This is a genomic window from Actinophytocola sediminis, from assembly GCF_054779715.1.
Genome location: NZ_BAAGXS010000019.1, coordinates 61,767 through 79,350, shown reverse-complemented (window position 1 = coordinate 79,350; position 17,584 = coordinate 61,767). Strand labels below are relative to the sequence as shown.

Below are 17,584 nucleotides of genomic sequence, written 5' to 3'. Positions count from 1 at the left end.
TTCAGGGCATCGCGGCCGGTGGGGCCGCGACGCCCTGGCTGGGGGCTAGCCGATCTTGTTACCCAGGGGCACGCGGCGCCACGACTTGCCGTCGGACACGGCCAGGCACGGCTGGCCGTGGTGTCCGTCGTCGACGCTGATCAGCGCGCCGCGCGCGTCGGCGGCCGGGGGCAGGTTCGCCGCACGGTACGGACGCAGTCGGGCGGTGTGGGCGAAGACCGTGCGGATGCTCGCGTCCGCGCTGCCGATGTCCCTGGTGTTGTCCGTCGGCGGGACCAGGCCGGTGACGCCGGCCTGGAACGAGACCACCTCGTTGGTGGAGTTCGTGGCGCACAGGAGGTTGGTGGCCGCCGAGCCGGACGCGTTCACCGCGACCACCTCGACGCCGCCCTTGACCCCGGGGCCCGCCCCCGCCGGCAGCGCGCTCTGCACCAGGAGGCCGCCATAGGTGTTGCCGGCGGCGACGCCGGCCGTGGCCGTGCTGAGGACGCGCACCGCGGCGTCCTTCGCGGCGGCCAGTTCGAGCTTGGTGAACCGGCCCGGGGTGGACTCGACGAACGAGTCGGCACCGATCGACCCGGCGGCGACCACCCCGGCCTGGGTGGACGCGTTCCCGACCACGTTGGACGCGGCCAGCGTGCCGGTGACCCGGACCGGCAGCCCGTCCGGGCTCGGGTTGGCCGAGAAGACGTTGCCGAGGATCGCGAACCGGGTGGCGTCGGCCTTCGCGAGGACGGCGCCGTGCACCGTCGAGCTGCTCAGGTTCCAGTTGTCGAACGAGTTGTCCGTGATGCTGACCCGGTCGGCGGCCTTGTCGAACCCGATCGCGGAGCCGCGGATCCAGTTGAACGAGTTCGCCGAGATCGTGACGTTCTTCGCGGACACCCCGCTGGCGAACAGGATCGCGTAGGTGGGCGGCGTCCACGCTCCCGGCGTGGTGTCGAACCCACCGATCACGTTGCTGGAGATGGTGAGGTTGTGGCCGCCGGCGTCGATCTGGATGATCGCGTTCCCGGTGCCGTTCTCGATCACGTTGCCGCTGATGGTCGAGTTGGTGAGGCTGCCCTTGAACAGCCTGCGGCCGATGTCGAGCAGGTTGTTGCTGATCACCGCACCGCGGAAGTCGGCGTCGGGGGCGTCGTTGAACACGATCGCGTCGAAGTTCGAGTGGAAGTGGTTGTCGGTGATCAGCCACTTGCGCAGGCCGTAGGGCGGGAAGTGGACGGAGTCGGGTACCCCGTCGGTCCCTTCCGTCGGCCAGGAGATGTCCAGACCCGTCGTGCAGACGGCGACCTTGTTCTTCGTGAACAGGAAACCGCGGCCGACGCTCACGACCGCGCGGTTGAAGCGCAGGAACGAGGACTCGACGATGGTGATGTCGGTGTCGTCGGTGTTCGCGGTCCGCTGGGCGTGGATGCCGACGTTGTTCGCCGTCTTCACCGGGGCGTCGAACGCCATGCCGTAGATCGCGCCGAGCGAGGCCTCCCACCGGATGCCGATGCCGTCGTGGTGGAAGCGGATCTTCGACGCCTCCGCGCCGAACATGCCGTAGCCGCGCATCACGAACCGGTTCAGGTTCGAGTCGGGGAACTCGTACTCGTTGTCCGGCACCACGATCGTCGACGTGACCTTGTACAGGCCCGGCGGGAAGACCACGATCTTGTTCAGCTGCGGGCCGGCCGCGTTGATCGCGGCCTGGATCGCGGCGGTGTCGTCGGCCACGCCGTCACCGACCGCGCCGAACTGCTGCGGCGTGAGTACCGGGGTGCCATCGGCGTTGACCAGCGGTGGTGCCGACTCGGCCTGTGCCGAGCCGCCGAGGGCGAGCCCACCGACGCCGACGGCACCCGCGCCGGCGGCGGTACGGATCATCGCGCGCCGGTTGATTCGATCGGACATGTGTCCTGCTCCTTTGAAGGTCTCACAGCTGACGAGGACGTGCCGGAGTCAGCCGCTCACGTCGAGGTCGACGGCGGCGGCGAGAAGTTCCCTGGTGTAGTCGTGTCGCGGTGCGGCGAACAGGGTCTGCGCGTCGGCGCTCTCGACCAGTTCGCCGCGACGCATGACCGCGACGCGGTCGGCGACCTGACGCACGACGCCGAGGTCGTGGGTGATGAACAGCATCGACAGCGAGCGCGCCGCACGGACGCTCACCAGCAACTGCAGCACCTGCGCCTGGACCGAGACGTCCAGCGCCGACACCGCCTCGTCGCAGATGAGCAACCGCGGCCGCAGCGCCAGTGCGCGCGCGATGCTGACGCGCTGGCACTGCCCACCGGACAGCGCCGTCGGACGTTTCCCCGCGACGTCGGGATCGAGTCCGACCTGGGCGAGCAGGTCGACCACGGCCGCCCGGCGCCGCCCAGCGTCCCGACGCACACCCTCCGGCGCCGCGTCGGGATGTGCCTCCCAGGCCTCGCTGATGGACATCTCCGCCGACAGGCGCGGGTTCAGCGCGGACCGGGGATCCTGGAAGATCATCGCGATGTGCCGCCGCGCCCACCGGTCACGCTGGTTGGCCAGCGACCTGCCGTCGAACTCGATGGCACCGCCGGCGGGCGCCACCAGCCCCACGATCGCGCGGGCGATCGTGGACTTCCCGGACCCCGACTCCCCCACGAGCGCGACGGTCTCGTCCGGTGCGACCTCGAGGCTCACGTCACGTACCGCGGCGATGACCGACCGCCGGCCGAAACCGCTGGTGCGGGGCCCTGGATAGGTCACCGCGAGATCAGTGATCCGCAGACCGGTGCCGGTCGTCATCGCGACTCCTCCGCGCCTGTGCCCGATGTTCGCTCCATGAACTCCGCGAAGTGACAGGCGCTGAAACGCCCGGGTTCGACCTCCCGCAACGCCGGCACCTCCGTCCGGCACCGGTCCTCCGCGCGCGGACAGCGCGGGTTGAACGGGCAGCCCGGCGGCCGGTCGAACGGGTTGGCGGGGCTGCCGGGCAGTGGCGCGGCGATCGCCGCCCGGACCCGCACCGATGGCACACTGCGCACCAGCGCGTCGGTGTAGGGATGAAGTGGCCGGTTGAGCACCGCCTTCGCCCCGCCACGCTCGCAGACTCGCCCCGCGTACATGACGACGAGGTCGTCGGCGACGTGCGACATCACCCGCAGGTCGTGGCTGACCAGCAGCATGGACAGGTTGTCCTCGTCGCGCAGGCGGGCGAGCAGGTCGAGGATCCTGGCCTGCACGGTGACGTCCAGCGCGGTCGTCGGTTCGTCGGCGAGCACGAACCTCGGCCTGCCCGCCAGCGCCAGGGCGATCATCGCGCGTTGCCGCATCCCGCCGGAGAACTCGTGCGGATAGGCGCCGACGCGTCGTGCCGCGTCCGGAATGCCCACGTGCGCCAGCAGGTCCGCGGCCCGCTCCCGGGCCTGACCTCGGGACAGGCCCCGGCTCCGCAGGATCTCGCCGACCTGGTCACCGATGGTCATGGTCGGGTTGAGCGCGGTCGACGGGTCCTGGAACACGACCGAGATCTCCGCGCCGCGTACCTGTCTGATCCGCGCCCGGCCCGCCGTGAGCAGGTTCTCCTCCCCCAGGAGCACCTGCCCACTGGCCACCCCGGTGTCGGGAATCAGCCCGACCAACGCCATCGCCGTGAGTGACTTCCCGCTCCCGGACTCGCCGATCAGGCCGGTCGTGCGCCCTTCCAGCACGTCGAAGGAGACATCGTCGACGACGTCGGCCATCCCATGTTGGCCGGGCAGCGCGATCGTCAGGCCCCGGACCCGGAGCTGGTCACTCATCAATCGAGACCGTGTCGAATCGCGGCAGTCCCTCACCATCGGGTTCGAAGCCGGCCACGGTCGTCCGGGTGGCGTAGAGGCTCTTGGCGAACATCGGGTACATGCCGACCGCCTCGGTCCAGATCAGCTTGGTGGCCTCCGCGTAGGCGGCCTCCCGCTCGGCGGGATCGACGGCGGTCCCGGCGTGCTTCAGGATGGTGTCCAGCTCCGGGTTGCAGTACCCGGTCCGCTTCGCGGCACAGGGGTAGAGCCGGCCGAGGTTGTAGGAGGCGTCCAGGCCGAGCGTGCCGACCTGCTGGATGTTGATGTCCCAGTTCAGGGCAAGCAGGTCCTCGGTGTAGACGGCCTGTTCCTTCTCCAGTGCCTCGGCCTTGACCCCGATGGCCGCGAGATCGGACACGACCGAGTCCACCCACTGCCGGAACTGCGCCTGGGAGAAGTGGAAGCGCAACGTCGTGTCGAAGTCGAACCCCGCGTCGACCAGCGCCTGCTTGGCGGCCTCGGGGTCGTAGGCCACGGGTTCCTGCGGCGCGTAGCCGAACACCGTGGGGGCGAGCACCGAGTCGGCGGGTTCGCCGCTTTCCGGGTAGAGCGCCTTGATCTTCTTGTCGAAGTCGACCGCCTGCCACAGCGCCCGCCGTACCTCGGCCTTCGCCAACGCGGGCGTCGAGGCGTTCATCCACATGGTGACGACACCGGAGCCGGTGGCGGACACGACCTCGACCTCGGTGTTGCCGCTCAACTGCGTCACCTGGTCGTCGGCGATGCCCCAGATGACGTCCAGCTCACCGGTCTCCAGGGCGGTGACCCGCGCGGCGACCTCGGGGATGGACCGGATGGTGAGCCGGTCGACCTTCGGCTGGTCTCCCCAGTAGTTGCCGTTGGGGACCATGACCAGGTCGCCGCCGGGAGTGAACGACTCCACCTTGAACGGGCCGGAGGTCACCGGCTTGTCCAGGTAGCTGTCCTCGGTGGCGTCGGCCGGGGTGATCATGAACCCGGTCAGCTTGGCGACCAGCGCCGGGTCGGGTTCGGCCGGCGTGAACGTCACCGTGTCGTCGGTCGCCGTGACGCCGACATTGACGAAGTTCGCCGACAACGGGCTGTCGGCCGCGACCGTGCGCTCGAACGACGCGGCCACGTCCTGGCCGGTGATCGGGGAACCGTCGGAGAACTTGATCCCCTCGCGCAACGTGAAGGTGAACTCCGTCGCGGTGTCGTTGATCTCCCATTTCTCCGCGACTTTCGGGTCGAACTCCCCCGGGCCGGCCGAGTCCAGCAGCGGGCTGTACAACTGAACCGAGGCGACCCGGGTACCGCCGTCGATGGCCAGCGGACCGTTCGGGTCGATGGTCTCGGTGGGGAACTGCGCGGCCACCGCGAGCTCCCCTCCGCTCGCACCGCCGCCGGCCGAGGAATCGGTGCCACAGGCCGTGGTCGCGACCAGACCTACGAGTGCGGTCACCGCCATGGCGGAGTGCCGTAGGGATCTCATTGCCTTGCTCCTCACTGAGCTGTGCTCGGCTGTACGGGGGTTTTCGCTATTGCTTTCGGCCGAAGTGGCGGGCGAGCCGGTCGCCGGTGAAGCCGACGCAGATGACGAGCACCGCGAGGGCGATTCCGGGAATGGCGGAGATCCACCAGGCGCTGGCGAGATATCCCTTTCCGGAAGCGATCGTCTGCCCCCAGGAAACCGATGCCGACGGCAGGCCGAGCCCGAGGAAGCTCAGGGACGCCTCGGCCAGGATGGCGCCCGCGAACTCGGTGGTCGCCAGCGCCAGGGTCGGCCCGGCGAGGAACGGCAGGATGTGGCGCGTGATGATGCGCCTGCGCCGGACGCCCATCACCTTCGCCGACTTGACCCAGTCACGCTCCCGCAGCGTCATGGACATCGACCGCGAGAGGCGGGCGAAGCCGATCCAGGTGGTGACGCTGAGCGCGACGACCACGATCGCGAGTCCCCGGTCGAACACCCCGGAGATGACGATGGCCAGCAGGATGCCGGGGAAGGCGAGCAGCACATCGATGACGCGTGAGGCCACGAGATCCGTTACCCCGCCCAGATATCCCGCGGCGGTACCGACCAGCAGGCCGACCATGCCGCTGAACAGCACGACAAGTGTGCCGATGAGGACGGACGTCCTGGCTCCATAGAGGACCTGGCCGAAGATGTCCCGGCCGAGCGCGTCGGTGCCGAACACGGCCGTGCCGCCGTCGCTGATGACCGAGCCCGGAGCGAGGAGCCGGTCGTCGAGCTCGCCGCCCACCGGGGAGTAGTCGACGATCAGCGGACCGAACACGCCGGCCAGCACGTACAGGCCGAAGAGCACGATCGGGATGGCACCGACGACGCGGCGCACCGTGGCCCGCCCGGTCCGCGCCGGCACCGGCCGCACGGGGGTCTGCACCAGTCCCATGGTCGTCATGTGGTCGCCCCCGCCCGGATGCGTGGATCCAGCCGGGAGTTGAGCACGTCGGCGAGCAGGTTGATCACCACGATGACGATGGCGAACAACACGGTCGCGCCCTGAACGATGGCGTAGTCCCGGTTGCCGACCGCACCGACCAGAAGCGACCCGACCCCTTCCCACGCGAAGACCTGCTCGACGATGACCGCGCCGCCCATCAGGGTGCCGATGTGCAGGGACACGATGGTGACGACCGGGATCACCGAGTTGCGCACGGCGTGGCGGGCCAGCACCGCGCGCTCGGTCAGGCCCTTCGACCGTGCGGTCAGGATGTAGGGCTCGGCCGCGACCTCCGCGACGCTGCTGCGGGTGATCCGCGCGACCAGGGCGGTGAACGGGATCGCGAGGGTGACCGCGGGCAGCACCAGGTGCTCCAGGTCGCCGGACCCCGCGCTCGGCAGCAGCCGCAGGGTCAACGCCATGAGCAGGATCAGCATGATGCCCGACCAGAACGACGGGATGGCCTGCATGACCAGGGTGACCCCGGAGATCACCCGGTCGACGAGCCGGCCGGGCGACCGGCCGGCCAGGAGGCCGAGCAGCAGGCCGATCGTCAGCGCCAGCACCGTCGCGGCGAGGACGAGCAGGACGGTGGCCGGGAACCGTTCGAGGATGACCGTCATGGCCGACTCCCGGAACCGGTACGACTCACCGAAGTCACCGGTGACCGCCGAGCCGAGATAGTCCAGGTACTGCACGAAGATCGGCCGGTCGAGGCCGAGTTCGGTACGCAACGCCGACACGTCCGCGGCGGTCGCGTCCGCGCCAAGCTGCACGGTGGCCTGGTCCCCCGGCGCGAGCCGGAGGATCACGAAGGTGAGGCTGACCGCGCCCCACACGGTGAACACCATGAGGCCGAGTCGACGCATGAGTTGGGGAAGCATCACACCGCCCTCCTCTCGATCACGAACCCGGAGCCGCTCCGCTCCGGGTCAACCCTTCAGCGCAAGGTGAACCAGGACGCGTGCGCGCTGGTCGTCGGTGGCTCCGGTGATGGCCAACCGCAGCCAGCCGCCGAAGTTCAGCAGGTCGATGGCGGCGATCTCCTCCTGTGTGGACACCACGCAGGGGCCTCCTCGGTCGATCCAGTGCAGTCCGTCCGGGGAGATCTGCGCCTGGATGGACAGCTCGGGGTGCGTTCCCTCGATCTGGATGAAGAACACCGCCTCACTGGCCCAGCCCGCCTCAAACGGGTGGGTGAAGTGGGTCTCCTTGATCTCAAGTCGACGTTCGATTACCGAAGTGGCGAAGGTGAGCACGAATTGGGTCCTTCTCGAGTGGCGATGCCCGCGTTGTCGGCCAGTGTGGTCCGGTGTTATTCCGTGGAGTACACGACGGAATCGAGGAAGAGGTTGACGCTTCGGTTCGTGTCGGTCTCGACGAAGAAGATGGGGTTGATCAGATTGTTGATGCTCTTGTACGGCGTCGACAGGGTTGGCGTCAGGCCGCGCAGGTCGAAGGTCCGGTCCATGCTCTGCAACTCGACGTACTCGCGCCGCTGATAGTCGATCAGCAGCCGGAAGTACAACCAGTTGATCTTGTCGGGGCTCTCGTTGTAGAGCAGGTCCTGCGCGCCGTCGGGGACCCACTGGAAGGCGTCCGCGGAGCCGTCGGGAAAACGGCGCCCGTACCACAGGTTGTCGATGCCCGGTCGCTGCCAGCCGTCCTCGCGGCCGTAGCACCAGTCCTTCTTGGTCACCCCGTCGGTGACCTTCCAGTACTGCCACTTCTTGGTGAGCTCGCCGTTGACCGAGTTCACATAGCGCACGCCCGGCATCCAGCGGTACTCGGGATCCTGCAGGTCGAAGTAGAACCCGAACGCGCGCATGTCCTCTTCGCCGAAGCCGAGCCGGTCCTGCTGCGGGGTGTAGGCGTACCACGCCTCCATCTGGATGAACCGCATGGTGGGGTCGAAGTTGGACAGTCGCTTGAGCGCGACACCCATGCTGCCGTTCGCCGGCTTCTCCTCGTAGCGGTTGGCGACCGGCTTGGTGTTCAGCTTGAGCGAGTAGGTGCCCTCCATCGATCCGTGGGTGGCGGCGAACCGCATCGGCGCCGCACTGAGCATGGTCGGCGCCCAGCTGGCCAGGTCCACTTCGGACGGGTGATGGCGGTAGTCGTCGTTCACGAAGTTCGGCGTCAGGTCCAACCAGCCGTTGTAGCCTTTGTCGAAGTCGTCGTACGTCACGATATTGCGTAACGGCGTGAATTTCTCAAGGCCACGCTCATAAGAAATGACCCGCTGCATCGTGCCTCCGTCAGGGTGGATATCGTTTTACGCGTCCGAACTATTCGCGGATTTCCGCCGCCGAGTCGCCGATGACCTGGGTGCAGTCCAGATAGAGCTGTCGCGAGCTCACGCCGTCGTTCAGCAGTTCGAGGAGAATCCGCACGGCCTCGCGACCCATCTGCTCGCGCGGGAGGGTGAACCGGGTCCAGTCACGCGCGGTCGCCGTGCTCAACGGCGGGTCACCGAGCACGGCGACCGAGACGTCGTCCGGGATCCGCACGCCCGCTTCCTCAGCCGCGTGCTCCAGGGCGACGATCGCGCCGTCGTCGTCGGTGGGTTCGACCAACACCGCGGTGATCCCCGCCGCGAGCCACTCCCGCAGCCGGACCGCCAAGAGAGCGGCCCGCTCGTCCATCGCGAAGACCCGGACCTCGTCCTCGCCGATCCCGGCCGCCACCAGACCCTGCCGGAACCCGGCCTCGCGGTCACGGGTCCACTCCCGGTCGTCGGTGAACTTCAGGTAGGCCATCCGCCGGTGCCCGAGACCGGCCAGGTGCGCCACCATCTCGCTCGTGGCGCCGACGTAGTCGGCGGCCACATAGGACAACTCCACCCCGGGCACCTCGCGACGCCCGACGAAGACGAACGGGAAGTCCTCTTTGGCCAGTTCGGCCAGGTCGTCGCGATGCAGGTGGCGGCCGAGCAGGACGCACCCGTCGGCCACCTTCAGCCTGTTGACCCCACCGGCGTAGATCCGGCGGTCACCGCCGGAGCCCGCCGAGCTGAACAGCAGCAGGTCATACCCGTAGGCCGCGGTCGCCTCCTCCACCCCGAGCAGGAAGGGGAAGTAGAAGTCACGCTGGTCCACCGGGAACACCGGCTCGAACGTGTACAGGCCCAGCATGCGGTTGCGGCCACCCTTGAGGCTTCGCGCAACGGCGTTGACCGTGTACCCGAGCTCCGCGGCGGCCTGGAGGACGGCCTGACGGGTGCTCTCCGCGACCTGGTTGCCCAACGCGCCACCACTGATGACCAGCGAGACCGTCGCCTGGGACACCCCGGCGCGACGGGCTACGTCGACCTGGGTCGGGGACCGCCGTTGGCCTGCCATCGCCATCCTTAATACGTATCGAGGACTGATGCGCAGGGACGGTACGGACAGAGGTCACGTGCAGTCAAGACCCGAACCGTGAGTCGCCTCAGGTTGTGGTGCCGCTACGAGGAGGCCGACGAGGACGCCAGGCTCCGGCTCGACCAGGACGACCCGCGATGATCGGCAGTACGGACGAGGCGCTGCTCACCGAGGTCGTGGGGTGGTTCACCGGCCGGCAGGGCGTTGGAGCCCCCCACGCCCGTTCCACACATCCCGGTCTGACCGCGGGTGGCGGCCCCTGCCAGGATCATGGTCCGGTGGGCAGTCGCCCCGTCATCTCCGAGTGACTCGCGGCGAATCAGTGGTCGGTGGCCAGGATGAGGCCGCGCTCATGGTCGATGAGCGACTGCAGGTCGAAGCCGTCGTGGTTGGCCAGCACCACTGTGGTCCAGTCCATGTCGCGGTAGATGGTCCAGTTCGTCGACTCACCAGCCGCTCCGCCGCCGTGACCGAAGAGCCAGCGGTTGTCGTACAGGGCGACCGGGGCACCGTAGGCATGGAAGGAGCCCCGGACCGCGGCCGCACGCGCACCCACCGCGGTTGGCCGATCACCGCCACCGCCGGGGTTCTGGCCCCGTGGCGGGTTCGGGGACTTGGCGCTCCAGTACAGCTCGGTGAAGGCGGGGTTGAGCAACCTGCCGGACCGCAGGGCGTGCGCGAAACGCAGGATATCCGGGGCCGTCGAGAAACCGTTCCCGCCGGAGCCGCCGATGAACAGGTTGGTCGCGTTGGGAAAGTCGCCGAGCCTGTCCGGCTCGCGTAGCGCGTTGATCCGTTCCTTGTTCTCGCTGAGCCAGTACGGCTGTGCGATGCGCCGGTCGCTGAGCCATTGGGGCCTGGTGTAGAAATCCGTGCTCGTCATGCCGGCCGGGCCGAACACGTGCTCGCGCGTGTAGTCGTAGAAACTCTGGCCGGCGACGTTGGCGATGACCGAACCGAGGACGTGGTAGCCGTTGTTGCTGTACCGAGTACCGGTGCCGGGAGTGAAGTGCAGTGGCGCCCGCCTGACGAACTCCAGGGTGCCCTCGACGACTTCCTCGACGGTGTCCCAGATGCGCGCCGCTGCCGAGTACTCCGGGGTGGTGTTGAGATCACCCATTCCCGAGGTGTGCGTGAGCAGGTGGTGGATCGTGACCTGCTCGGCGATCTCCTCGGGGAAGCCGGGCACGTAGGCGCCGAGCTTCTCCCACAGCTGGAGCTTTCCCCGCTGGACGAGTTGGAGGACGGCCACGCCGGTGAAAGGCTTGGACGCGGAGGCGAGGGCGAAGATCGTGTCCTTCCCGTTGGGCACGGCGTCTTCCTTGATCGCCATGCCGTGGGAGCGGGACAGGACCGGCTTGCCCCGGTAGGCGAACAGCACGGTGCCCGAGAACTCACCCCGGTCCGCGAGGTCGGTGAGGTAGCGGTCGTAGGAGCCGCCGGGACGGAGGTCTCCTGGCACCGGACGGGCGCCCGCCGAAGCGGTGTCCCGCCCGCCCAGTATGCCGGCGGCCGCGACTGTGCCCGCGCTGAGGAATCCGAGCACGGTGCGGCGGGACGACCGTTGTTTGGCTGTGTGGTTCATGGCGCGAACATCTACCGACGACGGCATAACACCGCGGGAACAAAGGCTGTTATCGCCCGGTAACCCCGCATCCTGCATGCTGGCCGACATGCGTGTGCTGATCGTCGAGGACCACCGGGAACTCGCGGAGACCGTCGCCACCGGTCTCCGCCAGGACGGCATGGCGGTCGATGTCGCCCTCGACGGCGGGCGTGCCCTGGAGATGGCGACCGTCCACGACTACGACGTCGTCGTCCTCGACCGCGACCTGCCGCGCGTGCACGGCGACGAGGTGTGCCGCGTGCTGATCGGCAGCGGCGGCCGCGCCCGTATCCTGATGCTCACCGCCTCGACCACCATCGAGGACCGCGTCGAAGGCCTGGGACTCGGTGCCGACGACTACCTCGCCAAGCCCTTCGCGTTCGCCGAGCTGATCGCGCGGCTGCGCGCGCTGGCCCGCCGGGCCCAGCCCGCCGTGCCGCCCGTGCTCACCCGGGGGGACCTCACGCTCGACAGCACCCAGCGCGTCGCCCAGCGCGCCGGACTCCGCCTGAACCTGACCCCGAAGGAGTTCGCCGTCCTCGAACTGCTGCTCACCGCCCGGGGCGGCGTGGTGTCCGCGGAGACGCTCCTCGAACAAGCCTGGGACCTGGCCGCCGACCCGTTCACCAACACCGTCAAGGTCACCATGAGCCGACTCCGCCGCAAACTCGGCGACCCGCCCGTCATCGAGACCGTGCCCCATGCCGGCTACCGCATCTGACCGCCGCCCGCGCCGGACCGCCCGGCTGCGCCTGACACTGCTCTTCGGCGGGCTGTTCCTCGTGCTCGGCGCCGCACTGCTGGCCATCACCTACCTCCTGGTCTCGGTACGCGACGACCCTGTTCTGTTCGTGACCACCGGCGACCCCGACGTGTGGCGCGCAGTCGACAAGGAGTCCGTCCGGCACACGATGAGCTCGCAGGCGGCCGCGCAACGGGAGGCGACGCTCGACACGCTCCTCACCCGGTCCGGGATCGCGCTCACGGTGATGTCCGCGGTGGCGGTGGTCGCCGGGTGGCTGGTCGCCGGCCGAATCCTGCGACCCGTACGCGTCATGGCCGACAAGGCACGCGCGATCTCCGACCACAACCTCCACGAGCGGCTGAACATCACCGGCCCCGACGACGAGCTCAAGGACCTCGGCGACACCTTCGACGCGTTGCTCAGCCGGCTCGATGCCGCCTTCGACGGGCAGAAGAGCTTCGTGGCCAACGCATCGCACGAACTGCGGACCCCACTCACCCTCCAGCGCGCGGCGATCGAGGTGGCGCTCGCGGACCCGTCGGCCACCGCCGGCTCACTGCGCGCCGTGTGCCGGCGGGTGCTGGCCGCCGGCGAACACCAGGAACACCTCATCAACGGACTGCTCACGCTGGCCCGCGGCCATCGCGGCCTGGAGCGGCGGGAACCTCTCGACCTGGCCGCCATCCTCGAACGCGTCCTGCGGGACCGGACACCCGGGCCGTCGCGGCTCGACCGCGACATCGGGAAGGCGCCGGTCACCGGGGATGCACGACTGATCGAACGCCTCGCCGCCAACCTGGTCGACAACGCCCTCCGCCACAACAGCCCCAACGGCTGGGTCCTGGTCAGCACCCGATCCGCTAACGGCCTTGCCATCCTGCGGGTCGTCAACAGCGGACCCGTCATCCCGGCCGACCGCATCGAGGTCCTTTTCCAGCCGTTCCAACGCGATGACACCCGTACCGGTCACCATGACGGTCAGGGCCTCGGTCTGTCCATTGTGGCCGCCATCGCCAACGCCCATGGCGCCGACGTGGTCACCGTGCCGGGGCCGGAGGGCGGGCTCGACATCACCGTCACCTTCCGCTGAGCCAACGCGCCCGCCGACGGTCACCCGGCGGGGCCAAGGAGGTCGACCTCGGTGACGGAGTTCCAGCCGTTGCCCGACGAGTTGCCGTGGCCGACGATCCGCACGTACCTGGCGTCGGTGTCGGGGATGTCGTACACCTCCTGGGCGAGCGTGCGGCGGCTGGTGAGACGGGCCGCCGCGGTGGTCCAGGTGGTGCCGTCGCCGGAGATCTCGATGTCGAAGGTCGAGGTGCGTTGGTCGCCGTTGTGCCAGGCGATGCTCAGCGCGCTCACCGGCACGGTCGAGCCGAGGTCGTAGCGGATCCACTGCCCGTCGCCCTGTGCCGACCAGCGGGTACCGAGGTCGTTGTCCAGGGTGTTGGCCGGGACGTTGCCGTCGTCGTCGCTCGCGGTCACCTCTCCTACCGGGTGGCTGCCGGTTGGCGGTGGTGTCGACGGGGGTGCGACCTGGTCGTAGCTGCCGCTGGCGTCGGCGATGCGCAGCTCGTCGTGGTACATCACCCGGTTCGTGGTGTCGGACTGCTGGCCCTGGGCCCACGGCCACTTGTAGATGCCGATCTTCAGGTAGGTCCGCGGGTCGCTGTAGGAGTTCCTGCCGGTCCTGTTCTCGAAGCCGGGAACGGGTACCCCGTCCTTCCAGATCCGCAGGACGCCGTCGCTGCCCGACGACCAGCGGACGTGCACCACCCAGTCGGTCCAGCGGCCTCGCTGGTAGGCGCCGAGCCGCGTGTCACGCGCGGTGTTCTCCCAGTTCTGGCTGATCTGCCAGTTCCCGTCCTGCGTCTCGATCGACAGCGGTGGCGAGCCGGTCGAACCGTTGTGGTGCCACTGGGTCACGATCTCCGCCGCGCGGTCGGTGACCCAGGAGTCGGGCAGGTAGATGCTGAAGCCGTACCACCGTTCGCCGCCGAGCACGTCGCCGGCGAGTTCGGCTCGCGGCCCCGGGACCGCGCCGGAGGTGTTCTTGTCCAGCTCGAACCGCGCCGCGCTCGAACCCGCCCTGACCGGCTCGGGCGCCCGCACGAGCGACACCTGCGGCCGGCCGCCGGGATTCACCAGCGTCCGGTTGTACTCCGCCACCCAGCCCGGCGGCGCCTGCGCGGGGACTCCCTGCTGGGACGCGCTTTCCCAGTCCAGCACCTGTTGCACCGCCGCGGACGCCGTCACGGGCACCGACAGCCCGATCGAGAACCCGGCGACGACCGCGCACGACGTCAGCCTTCTCCACCTCATGAACACTCCCAGGATCCGCGGGACACCCCGACGCCAGCGGTCGCGGACGCTACTGACCACTGTCGGGACAGGTCCGCACGAAGTCGGCTAGGGCGGCGGCGCCGCGTGCGCCCGGTGGGCCGGTGCCGGCCGGCCCACCGGGGTTACCTCACACGCAGGCGATCGAGCCGGTGAACTGACACTCCTCACCGGGCGCGGTGTAGGCCACCCGGTCGATCTGGAACGTCACGGTCCCGGTCGGTGGCACGAACGAGCCCATATCCGGGTTGTTCTCACTGCCCCACAGGTTCAGGAACAGGTTCGTCTCGCGGTCGGGGATCTTCGCCGGGTCGGTGATCGAGTGGATGACCTGACCGTTGACGTAGAAGTCCATCCGCGACGCGGTCCACTTCAGACCGTAGTCGATGAACCCGGCGTCGGCCGCCGACGGCAACGGCACCATGACCGGGCCGAGGGGCTGACCGTCCCGCCACGTGTTGAGCTTGGCCTTGCTCGGGTCCCTGCCGAGCAGCTTGATGTCGGTGACCTCCGACGGTGTCCCACCGACATACGTGAACGCCGAGGCCATCAACCCGGACCCGCGGATTCCCTTCATCCGCACCTCGTAGGTCCCGTACCCGCGTTTGGCACGGTGTTGCACCTCGGCGCACGCGTAGGCCCGGTCACCGATCGTCTTCTTCGTGTACGACAGGGTCAACTGTCCACTGGCGACAGACACCTGCTCGGCGTCCCACGTGCAGTTCTGACCGGCACCGTTGTGCCAGCCGTCCGAAACGTACCAGCGGTTCGGGTCGAGCGTGTCGAAGTTGTCCACAAAGGACGTGGTGGGGGCCTCGACCCCGCAGGCGACGGAGGTCTCGAACTGGCACTGGTCACCTGCCTTGGTGAAGGCCACGTAGTCGTACTGGGACACGATCGGCGAGCCGGGATACGTGAACTGACCCATCCAGTCCGTGAGCGTGCCGGTGGACCAGATCATGGTGAGGATCAGCTGCGGCTCGTAGGGCACGTCGGCACCGGTGAACGAGTACTTCTTGACGCCGTCGACGTAGAAGTCCAGTTGTCCCGGCAGCCACACGAACCCGAGGTTCACCCAGGTCGTCGAGTTGTCCAGGCCGAGCGGGACCACCCCGGGACCCTTCGGCACACCGTCGACCCACGAGTTGGCCTCGGTCCTGGTCGTGTCCTTCCCGAGCGTCTCGAAGTCGATCTCGTGGGACTTCGGGATCCCCTGGTACGGCCCGGCATAGGTGAACAGCGACGAGTTCGTGCCGCTGGCCTTGCCGGTCTTCATCCTCGTCTCGTACGTGCCGTAGTGGTACTTCTGGTTCGTCTGGATCGACCCGCACGAGTACTGGCGGTCGCCGAGGGGCGTGTCGTCGATGGACAGCGACAGCAGCCCGTTCGCGACCTTCGAGTTGTTCTTGTTGAACTGACAGTTCTGGTGGGCTCCGTTGTTGTAGCCGTCGGAGACGTACCAGAAGGAGGTGTCGAGCGGTCCGTCGAACTGCTCCATGAACGACTCGCCCGCCGCCGGGGCCGCCGAGGCGGATGACGTCAGCACCCCGGTCAGCGCGCATAACATGGCGACGATCGCGGCGAGCACCGTTGATCGCTTGTGCACAGGTGTGTCCTTTCCGGATGGTCAAAGCGAAGCGGATCCCCTGGTTCGGCGCGTATCACCGCCCTTCGACTCGGGGTCAGGTGCTGGCTTCCGTGGTTCAGCGGTGGGTACGCAGGTGCTCCGGCCAGGACAGGGTGGTGCCGATGGTGTCGGTGAGCAGTCGCTGGTAGTCCGCGAGGTGGGTGGCATCAGCGCGGACCTTGCGTGGCGGCAGGCCCTTGTCCAGACAGAAGCTGACCAGCGCACCGACCGCCTCGCCGATGCTCCACTCGACCGGGTGCAACCGGTAGCAGCCGTTGGTGACGTGCGTGGTGCCGATGTTCTTGTTGGCGGGCAACAGGTTCTCCACCCGGACCGGGATCAGTGCGCCGAGCGGGATCTGGAACGGGTAGGCCTCGATGTCCACATAGGTCCGCTGCGCGGTGCTGGGGTGCAGGTCGATCCGGTACCGGCCGAGCCCGACGCTGTCGGCGAAGACCTCGCTGCCCGCGCCTGCTGGCCGCGCCGCGACGCCGACATGCTGCTCCAGCACGGTGAACTCGGCCGCGATGCGCCGCGACTCGCGGATGTAGGCCGTCTTCGCGAGACCGTCGGCGGTGCCGGTGACGTCCGGGCGCAACCGCAGGCCGGGGTAGCCGGTGCCACCATCATCGCGGGGCGCCTCGGTCTGCAGCCAGTACAGGAACGACAGCGACAGCTCCCGGCTCGCGGCCAGTGCCCGGTCGGCGGCCTCCCCGGACACGCCGAGGACCGGCGCCTCCCAGTAGTCCAGCTGCGGCCAGTTGACGATCGTGACGTCGCCGATCCCGGAGTTCTCCGCGAAGTTCGCGGCGGCGACGATCCGGCGGAACCTCCACAGCGGGAAGTACGCGTGCCGCTCGGGGTTGTCCTCGAACAGCCGCCATTCCCGCACCCGCAGGCTCTCCGGCGCGATGTCGGTGAACGACAGCTGCGGGCCCGGCCAGAAGTCCGAGACGTGGGTGCGCCAGTGGTCGTAGCGGGCGGGCCGGTCGACGACGTGGTGCTCGCCAGGCCGGTGGTCGAGCGCGAAGACCCACGACACCGCCTGCTGGTCGAGCGGGTTCGCGGTCGGGGGCGCGTGCGGCTCACCGGTGACGTCGGCCCCCTCCGCGCCGATCACGTGCTCCACCCGCGCCAGTTCCAGCAGGTCGCCCAGCTCGGTGGCGTCCACGGTGTAGCCCGCGGCGACCGTGACCTCACCGCCATCGCGCGGGTCCCGCAGCGTGACCGCGTCGACCTTGTCACCGCTGGTGTGCGCGGCGACCGGCACGTACCCGGTCAGCACGGTGATCTTCCCGGCCACGCGCCACGGCGCGAGCATCTCCGCCAGCACGGCGGCGGCCACCCGTGGTTCGTGGCACAGGTGGCTCACGATGCCCAGCCCCGGGTCCAGGAGCGGGTCGGCGGCGACCTCGGGGCGCAGCGGATAGTTGCGCCGGTAGTACTCCCGGACGCGGTGGCGCAGTTCGGTGTAGCCGGGCGCCGCGTACGGGCCCTCGATCCACGGGTGCTCGTCGGGTGGCACCGCCTGCGCGGTCAGCTGACCGCCGAGCCAGTCGGTCCGCTCGGTCAGCACCACGGAGTTGCCGAGCCGGGCGGCGGTCAGCGCGGCGGCGACGCCCCCGAGCCCGCCGCCGACGACCAGGACGTCCGTGCGGAGCTCTGCCATCCCCTGCTC

The 17,584-nt window shown here is 69.0% G+C and carries 15 protein-coding genes; 2 read left to right on the top strand and 13 right to left on the bottom strand.

What is annotated here, in order from left to right; translation table 11 throughout:
- Positions 1-45 precede the first annotated feature (45 nt).
- From ACYVIP_RS12260 to ACYVIP_RS12215, 10 genes are all read right to left on the bottom strand, one after another.
- Positions 46-1,899: a right-handed parallel beta-helix repeat-containing protein gene (locus ACYVIP_RS12260; protein WP_460395366.1), complete on the bottom strand. Its 1,854-nt coding sequence runs from the start codon at positions 1,897-1,899 to the stop codon at positions 46-48.
- 48 nt (positions 1,900-1,947) lie between these two features.
- Positions 1,948-2,763 (bottom strand): ATP-binding cassette domain-containing protein, encoded by an 816-nt coding sequence (locus ACYVIP_RS12255; protein ID WP_460395364.1) that lies wholly within the window; start codon positions 2,761-2,763, stop codon positions 1,948-1,950.
- Complete coding sequence (locus ACYVIP_RS12250) at positions 2,760-3,758, bottom strand: ABC transporter ATP-binding protein (protein ID WP_460395362.1); 999 nt, start codon at positions 3,756-3,758, stop codon at positions 2,760-2,762. The genes ACYVIP_RS12255 and ACYVIP_RS12250 overlap by 4 nt, the downstream gene beginning before the upstream one ends.
- Positions 3,751-5,253: an ABC transporter substrate-binding protein gene (locus ACYVIP_RS12245; RefSeq protein WP_460395360.1), complete on the bottom strand. Its 1,503-nt coding sequence runs from the start codon at positions 5,251-5,253 to the stop codon at positions 3,751-3,753. The genes ACYVIP_RS12250 and ACYVIP_RS12245 overlap by 8 nt, the downstream gene beginning before the upstream one ends.
- A gap of 46 nt (positions 5,254-5,299) precedes the next feature.
- The gene (locus ACYVIP_RS12240; RefSeq protein ID WP_460395358.1) at positions 5,300-6,184 is read right to left on the bottom strand and encodes an ABC transporter permease; all 885 of its coding nucleotides are present in this window, start codon (positions 6,182-6,184) and stop codon (positions 5,300-5,302) included.
- Entirely contained in the window at positions 6,181-7,110 is a 930-nt protein-coding gene (locus ACYVIP_RS12235; RefSeq protein ID WP_460395356.1) for an ABC transporter permease, read from the bottom strand. Before ACYVIP_RS12235 ends, ACYVIP_RS12240 begins: the two co-directional genes overlap by 4 nt.
- Positions 7,111-7,158: 48 nt before the next feature.
- The gene (locus ACYVIP_RS12230; protein ID WP_460395354.1) at positions 7,159-7,485 is read right to left on the bottom strand and encodes a DUF6385 domain-containing protein; all 327 of its coding nucleotides are present in this window, start codon (positions 7,483-7,485) and stop codon (positions 7,159-7,161) included.
- Positions 7,486-7,541: 56 nt separating this feature from the next.
- A complete protein-coding gene (locus ACYVIP_RS12225) occupies positions 7,542-8,474 on the bottom strand; it encodes a DUF6772 family protein (protein ID WP_460395352.1) in 933 nt (310 codons plus the stop codon).
- A 40-nt stretch (positions 8,475-8,514) separates the two neighbouring features.
- Positions 8,515-9,567 carry a LacI family DNA-binding transcriptional regulator gene (locus ACYVIP_RS12220; protein WP_460395350.1) on the bottom strand — a complete coding sequence of 351 codons (1,053 nt, stop codon included), beginning with the start codon at positions 9,565-9,567 and terminating at the stop codon, positions 8,515-8,517.
- Between the two features lie 340 nt (positions 9,568-9,907).
- Positions 9,908-11,173 (bottom strand): serine hydrolase domain-containing protein, encoded by a 1,266-nt coding sequence (locus ACYVIP_RS12215; protein ID WP_460395348.1) that lies wholly within the window; start codon positions 11,171-11,173, stop codon positions 9,908-9,910.
- Between the two features lie 88 nt (positions 11,174-11,261).
- Here ACYVIP_RS12215 and ACYVIP_RS12210 point away from each other — a divergent pair, with 88 nt between their 5' ends.
- Both ACYVIP_RS12210 and ACYVIP_RS12205 read left to right on the top strand, forming a co-directional pair.
- Positions 11,262-11,915 (top strand): response regulator transcription factor, encoded by a 654-nt coding sequence (locus ACYVIP_RS12210; protein WP_460395346.1) that lies wholly within the window; start codon positions 11,262-11,264, stop codon positions 11,913-11,915.
- Positions 11,896-13,029, top strand: a complete 1,134-nt coding sequence (locus ACYVIP_RS12205; protein WP_460395344.1) for a sensor histidine kinase — start codon at positions 11,896-11,898, stop codon at positions 13,027-13,029. The genes ACYVIP_RS12210 and ACYVIP_RS12205 overlap by 20 nt, the downstream gene beginning before the upstream one ends.
- 20 nt (positions 13,030-13,049) lie before the next feature.
- On the opposite strand, the gene ACYVIP_RS12200 is transcribed toward ACYVIP_RS12205, so the two are convergent.
- From ACYVIP_RS12200 to ACYVIP_RS12190, 3 genes are all read right to left on the bottom strand, one after another.
- Positions 13,050-14,261, bottom strand: a complete 1,212-nt coding sequence (locus ACYVIP_RS12200) for a heparin lyase I family protein (RefSeq protein ID WP_460395342.1) — start codon at positions 14,259-14,261, stop codon at positions 13,050-13,052.
- Between the two features lie 148 nt (positions 14,262-14,409).
- A complete protein-coding gene (locus ACYVIP_RS12195) occupies positions 14,410-15,885 on the bottom strand; it encodes a family 16 glycosylhydrolase (protein WP_460395340.1) in 1,476 nt (491 codons plus the stop codon).
- A gap of 97 nt (positions 15,886-15,982) precedes the next feature.
- Positions 15,983-17,575 carry an FAD-dependent oxidoreductase gene (locus tag ACYVIP_RS12190; RefSeq protein WP_460395338.1) on the bottom strand — a complete coding sequence of 531 codons (1,593 nt, stop codon included), beginning with the start codon at positions 17,573-17,575 and terminating at the stop codon, positions 15,983-15,985.
- Positions 17,576-17,584 lie beyond the last annotated feature (9 nt).

Bases quoted from the DNA above. Each gene is read 5' to 3' on its own strand.
- ACYVIP_RS12260 (WP_460395366.1), bottom strand. From the start codon at position 1,899: ATGTCCGATCGAATCAACCGGCGCGCGATGATCCGTACCGCCGCCGGC.
- ACYVIP_RS12255 (WP_460395364.1), bottom strand. From the start codon at position 2,763: ATGACGACCGGCACCGGTCTGCGGATCACTGATCTCGCGGTGACCTAT.
- ACYVIP_RS12250 (WP_460395362.1), bottom strand. From the start codon at position 3,758: ATGAGTGACCAGCTCCGGGTCCGGGGCCTGACGATCGCGCTGCCCGGC.
- ACYVIP_RS12245 (WP_460395360.1), bottom strand. From the start codon at position 5,253: ATGAGATCCCTACGGCACTCCGCCATGGCGGTGACCGCACTCGTAGGT.
- ACYVIP_RS12240 (WP_460395358.1), bottom strand. From the start codon at position 6,184: ATGACGACCATGGGACTGGTGCAGACCCCCGTGCGGCCGGTGCCGGCG.
- ACYVIP_RS12235 (WP_460395356.1), bottom strand. From the start codon at position 7,110: ATGCTTCCCCAACTCATGCGTCGACTCGGCCTCATGGTGTTCACCGTG.
- ACYVIP_RS12225 (WP_460395352.1), bottom strand. From the start codon at position 8,474: ATGCAGCGGGTCATTTCTTATGAGCGTGGCCTTGAGAAATTCACGCCG.
- ACYVIP_RS12220 (WP_460395350.1), bottom strand. From the start codon at position 9,567: ATGGCAGGCCAACGGCGGTCCCCGACCCAGGTCGACGTAGCCCGTCGC.
- ACYVIP_RS12215 (WP_460395348.1), bottom strand. From the start codon at position 11,173: ATGAACCACACAGCCAAACAACGGTCGTCCCGCCGCACCGTGCTCGGA.
- ACYVIP_RS12210 (WP_460395346.1), top strand. From the start codon at position 11,262: ATGCGTGTGCTGATCGTCGAGGACCACCGGGAACTCGCGGAGACCGTC.
- ACYVIP_RS12205 (WP_460395344.1), top strand. From the start codon at position 11,896: ATGCCGGCTACCGCATCTGACCGCCGCCCGCGCCGGACCGCCCGGCTG.
- ACYVIP_RS12200 (WP_460395342.1), bottom strand. From the start codon at position 14,261: ATGAGGTGGAGAAGGCTGACGTCGTGCGCGGTCGTCGCCGGGTTCTCG.
- ACYVIP_RS12190 (WP_460395338.1), bottom strand. From the start codon at position 17,575: ATGGCAGAGCTCCGCACGGACGTCCTGGTCGTCGGCGGCGGGCTCGGG.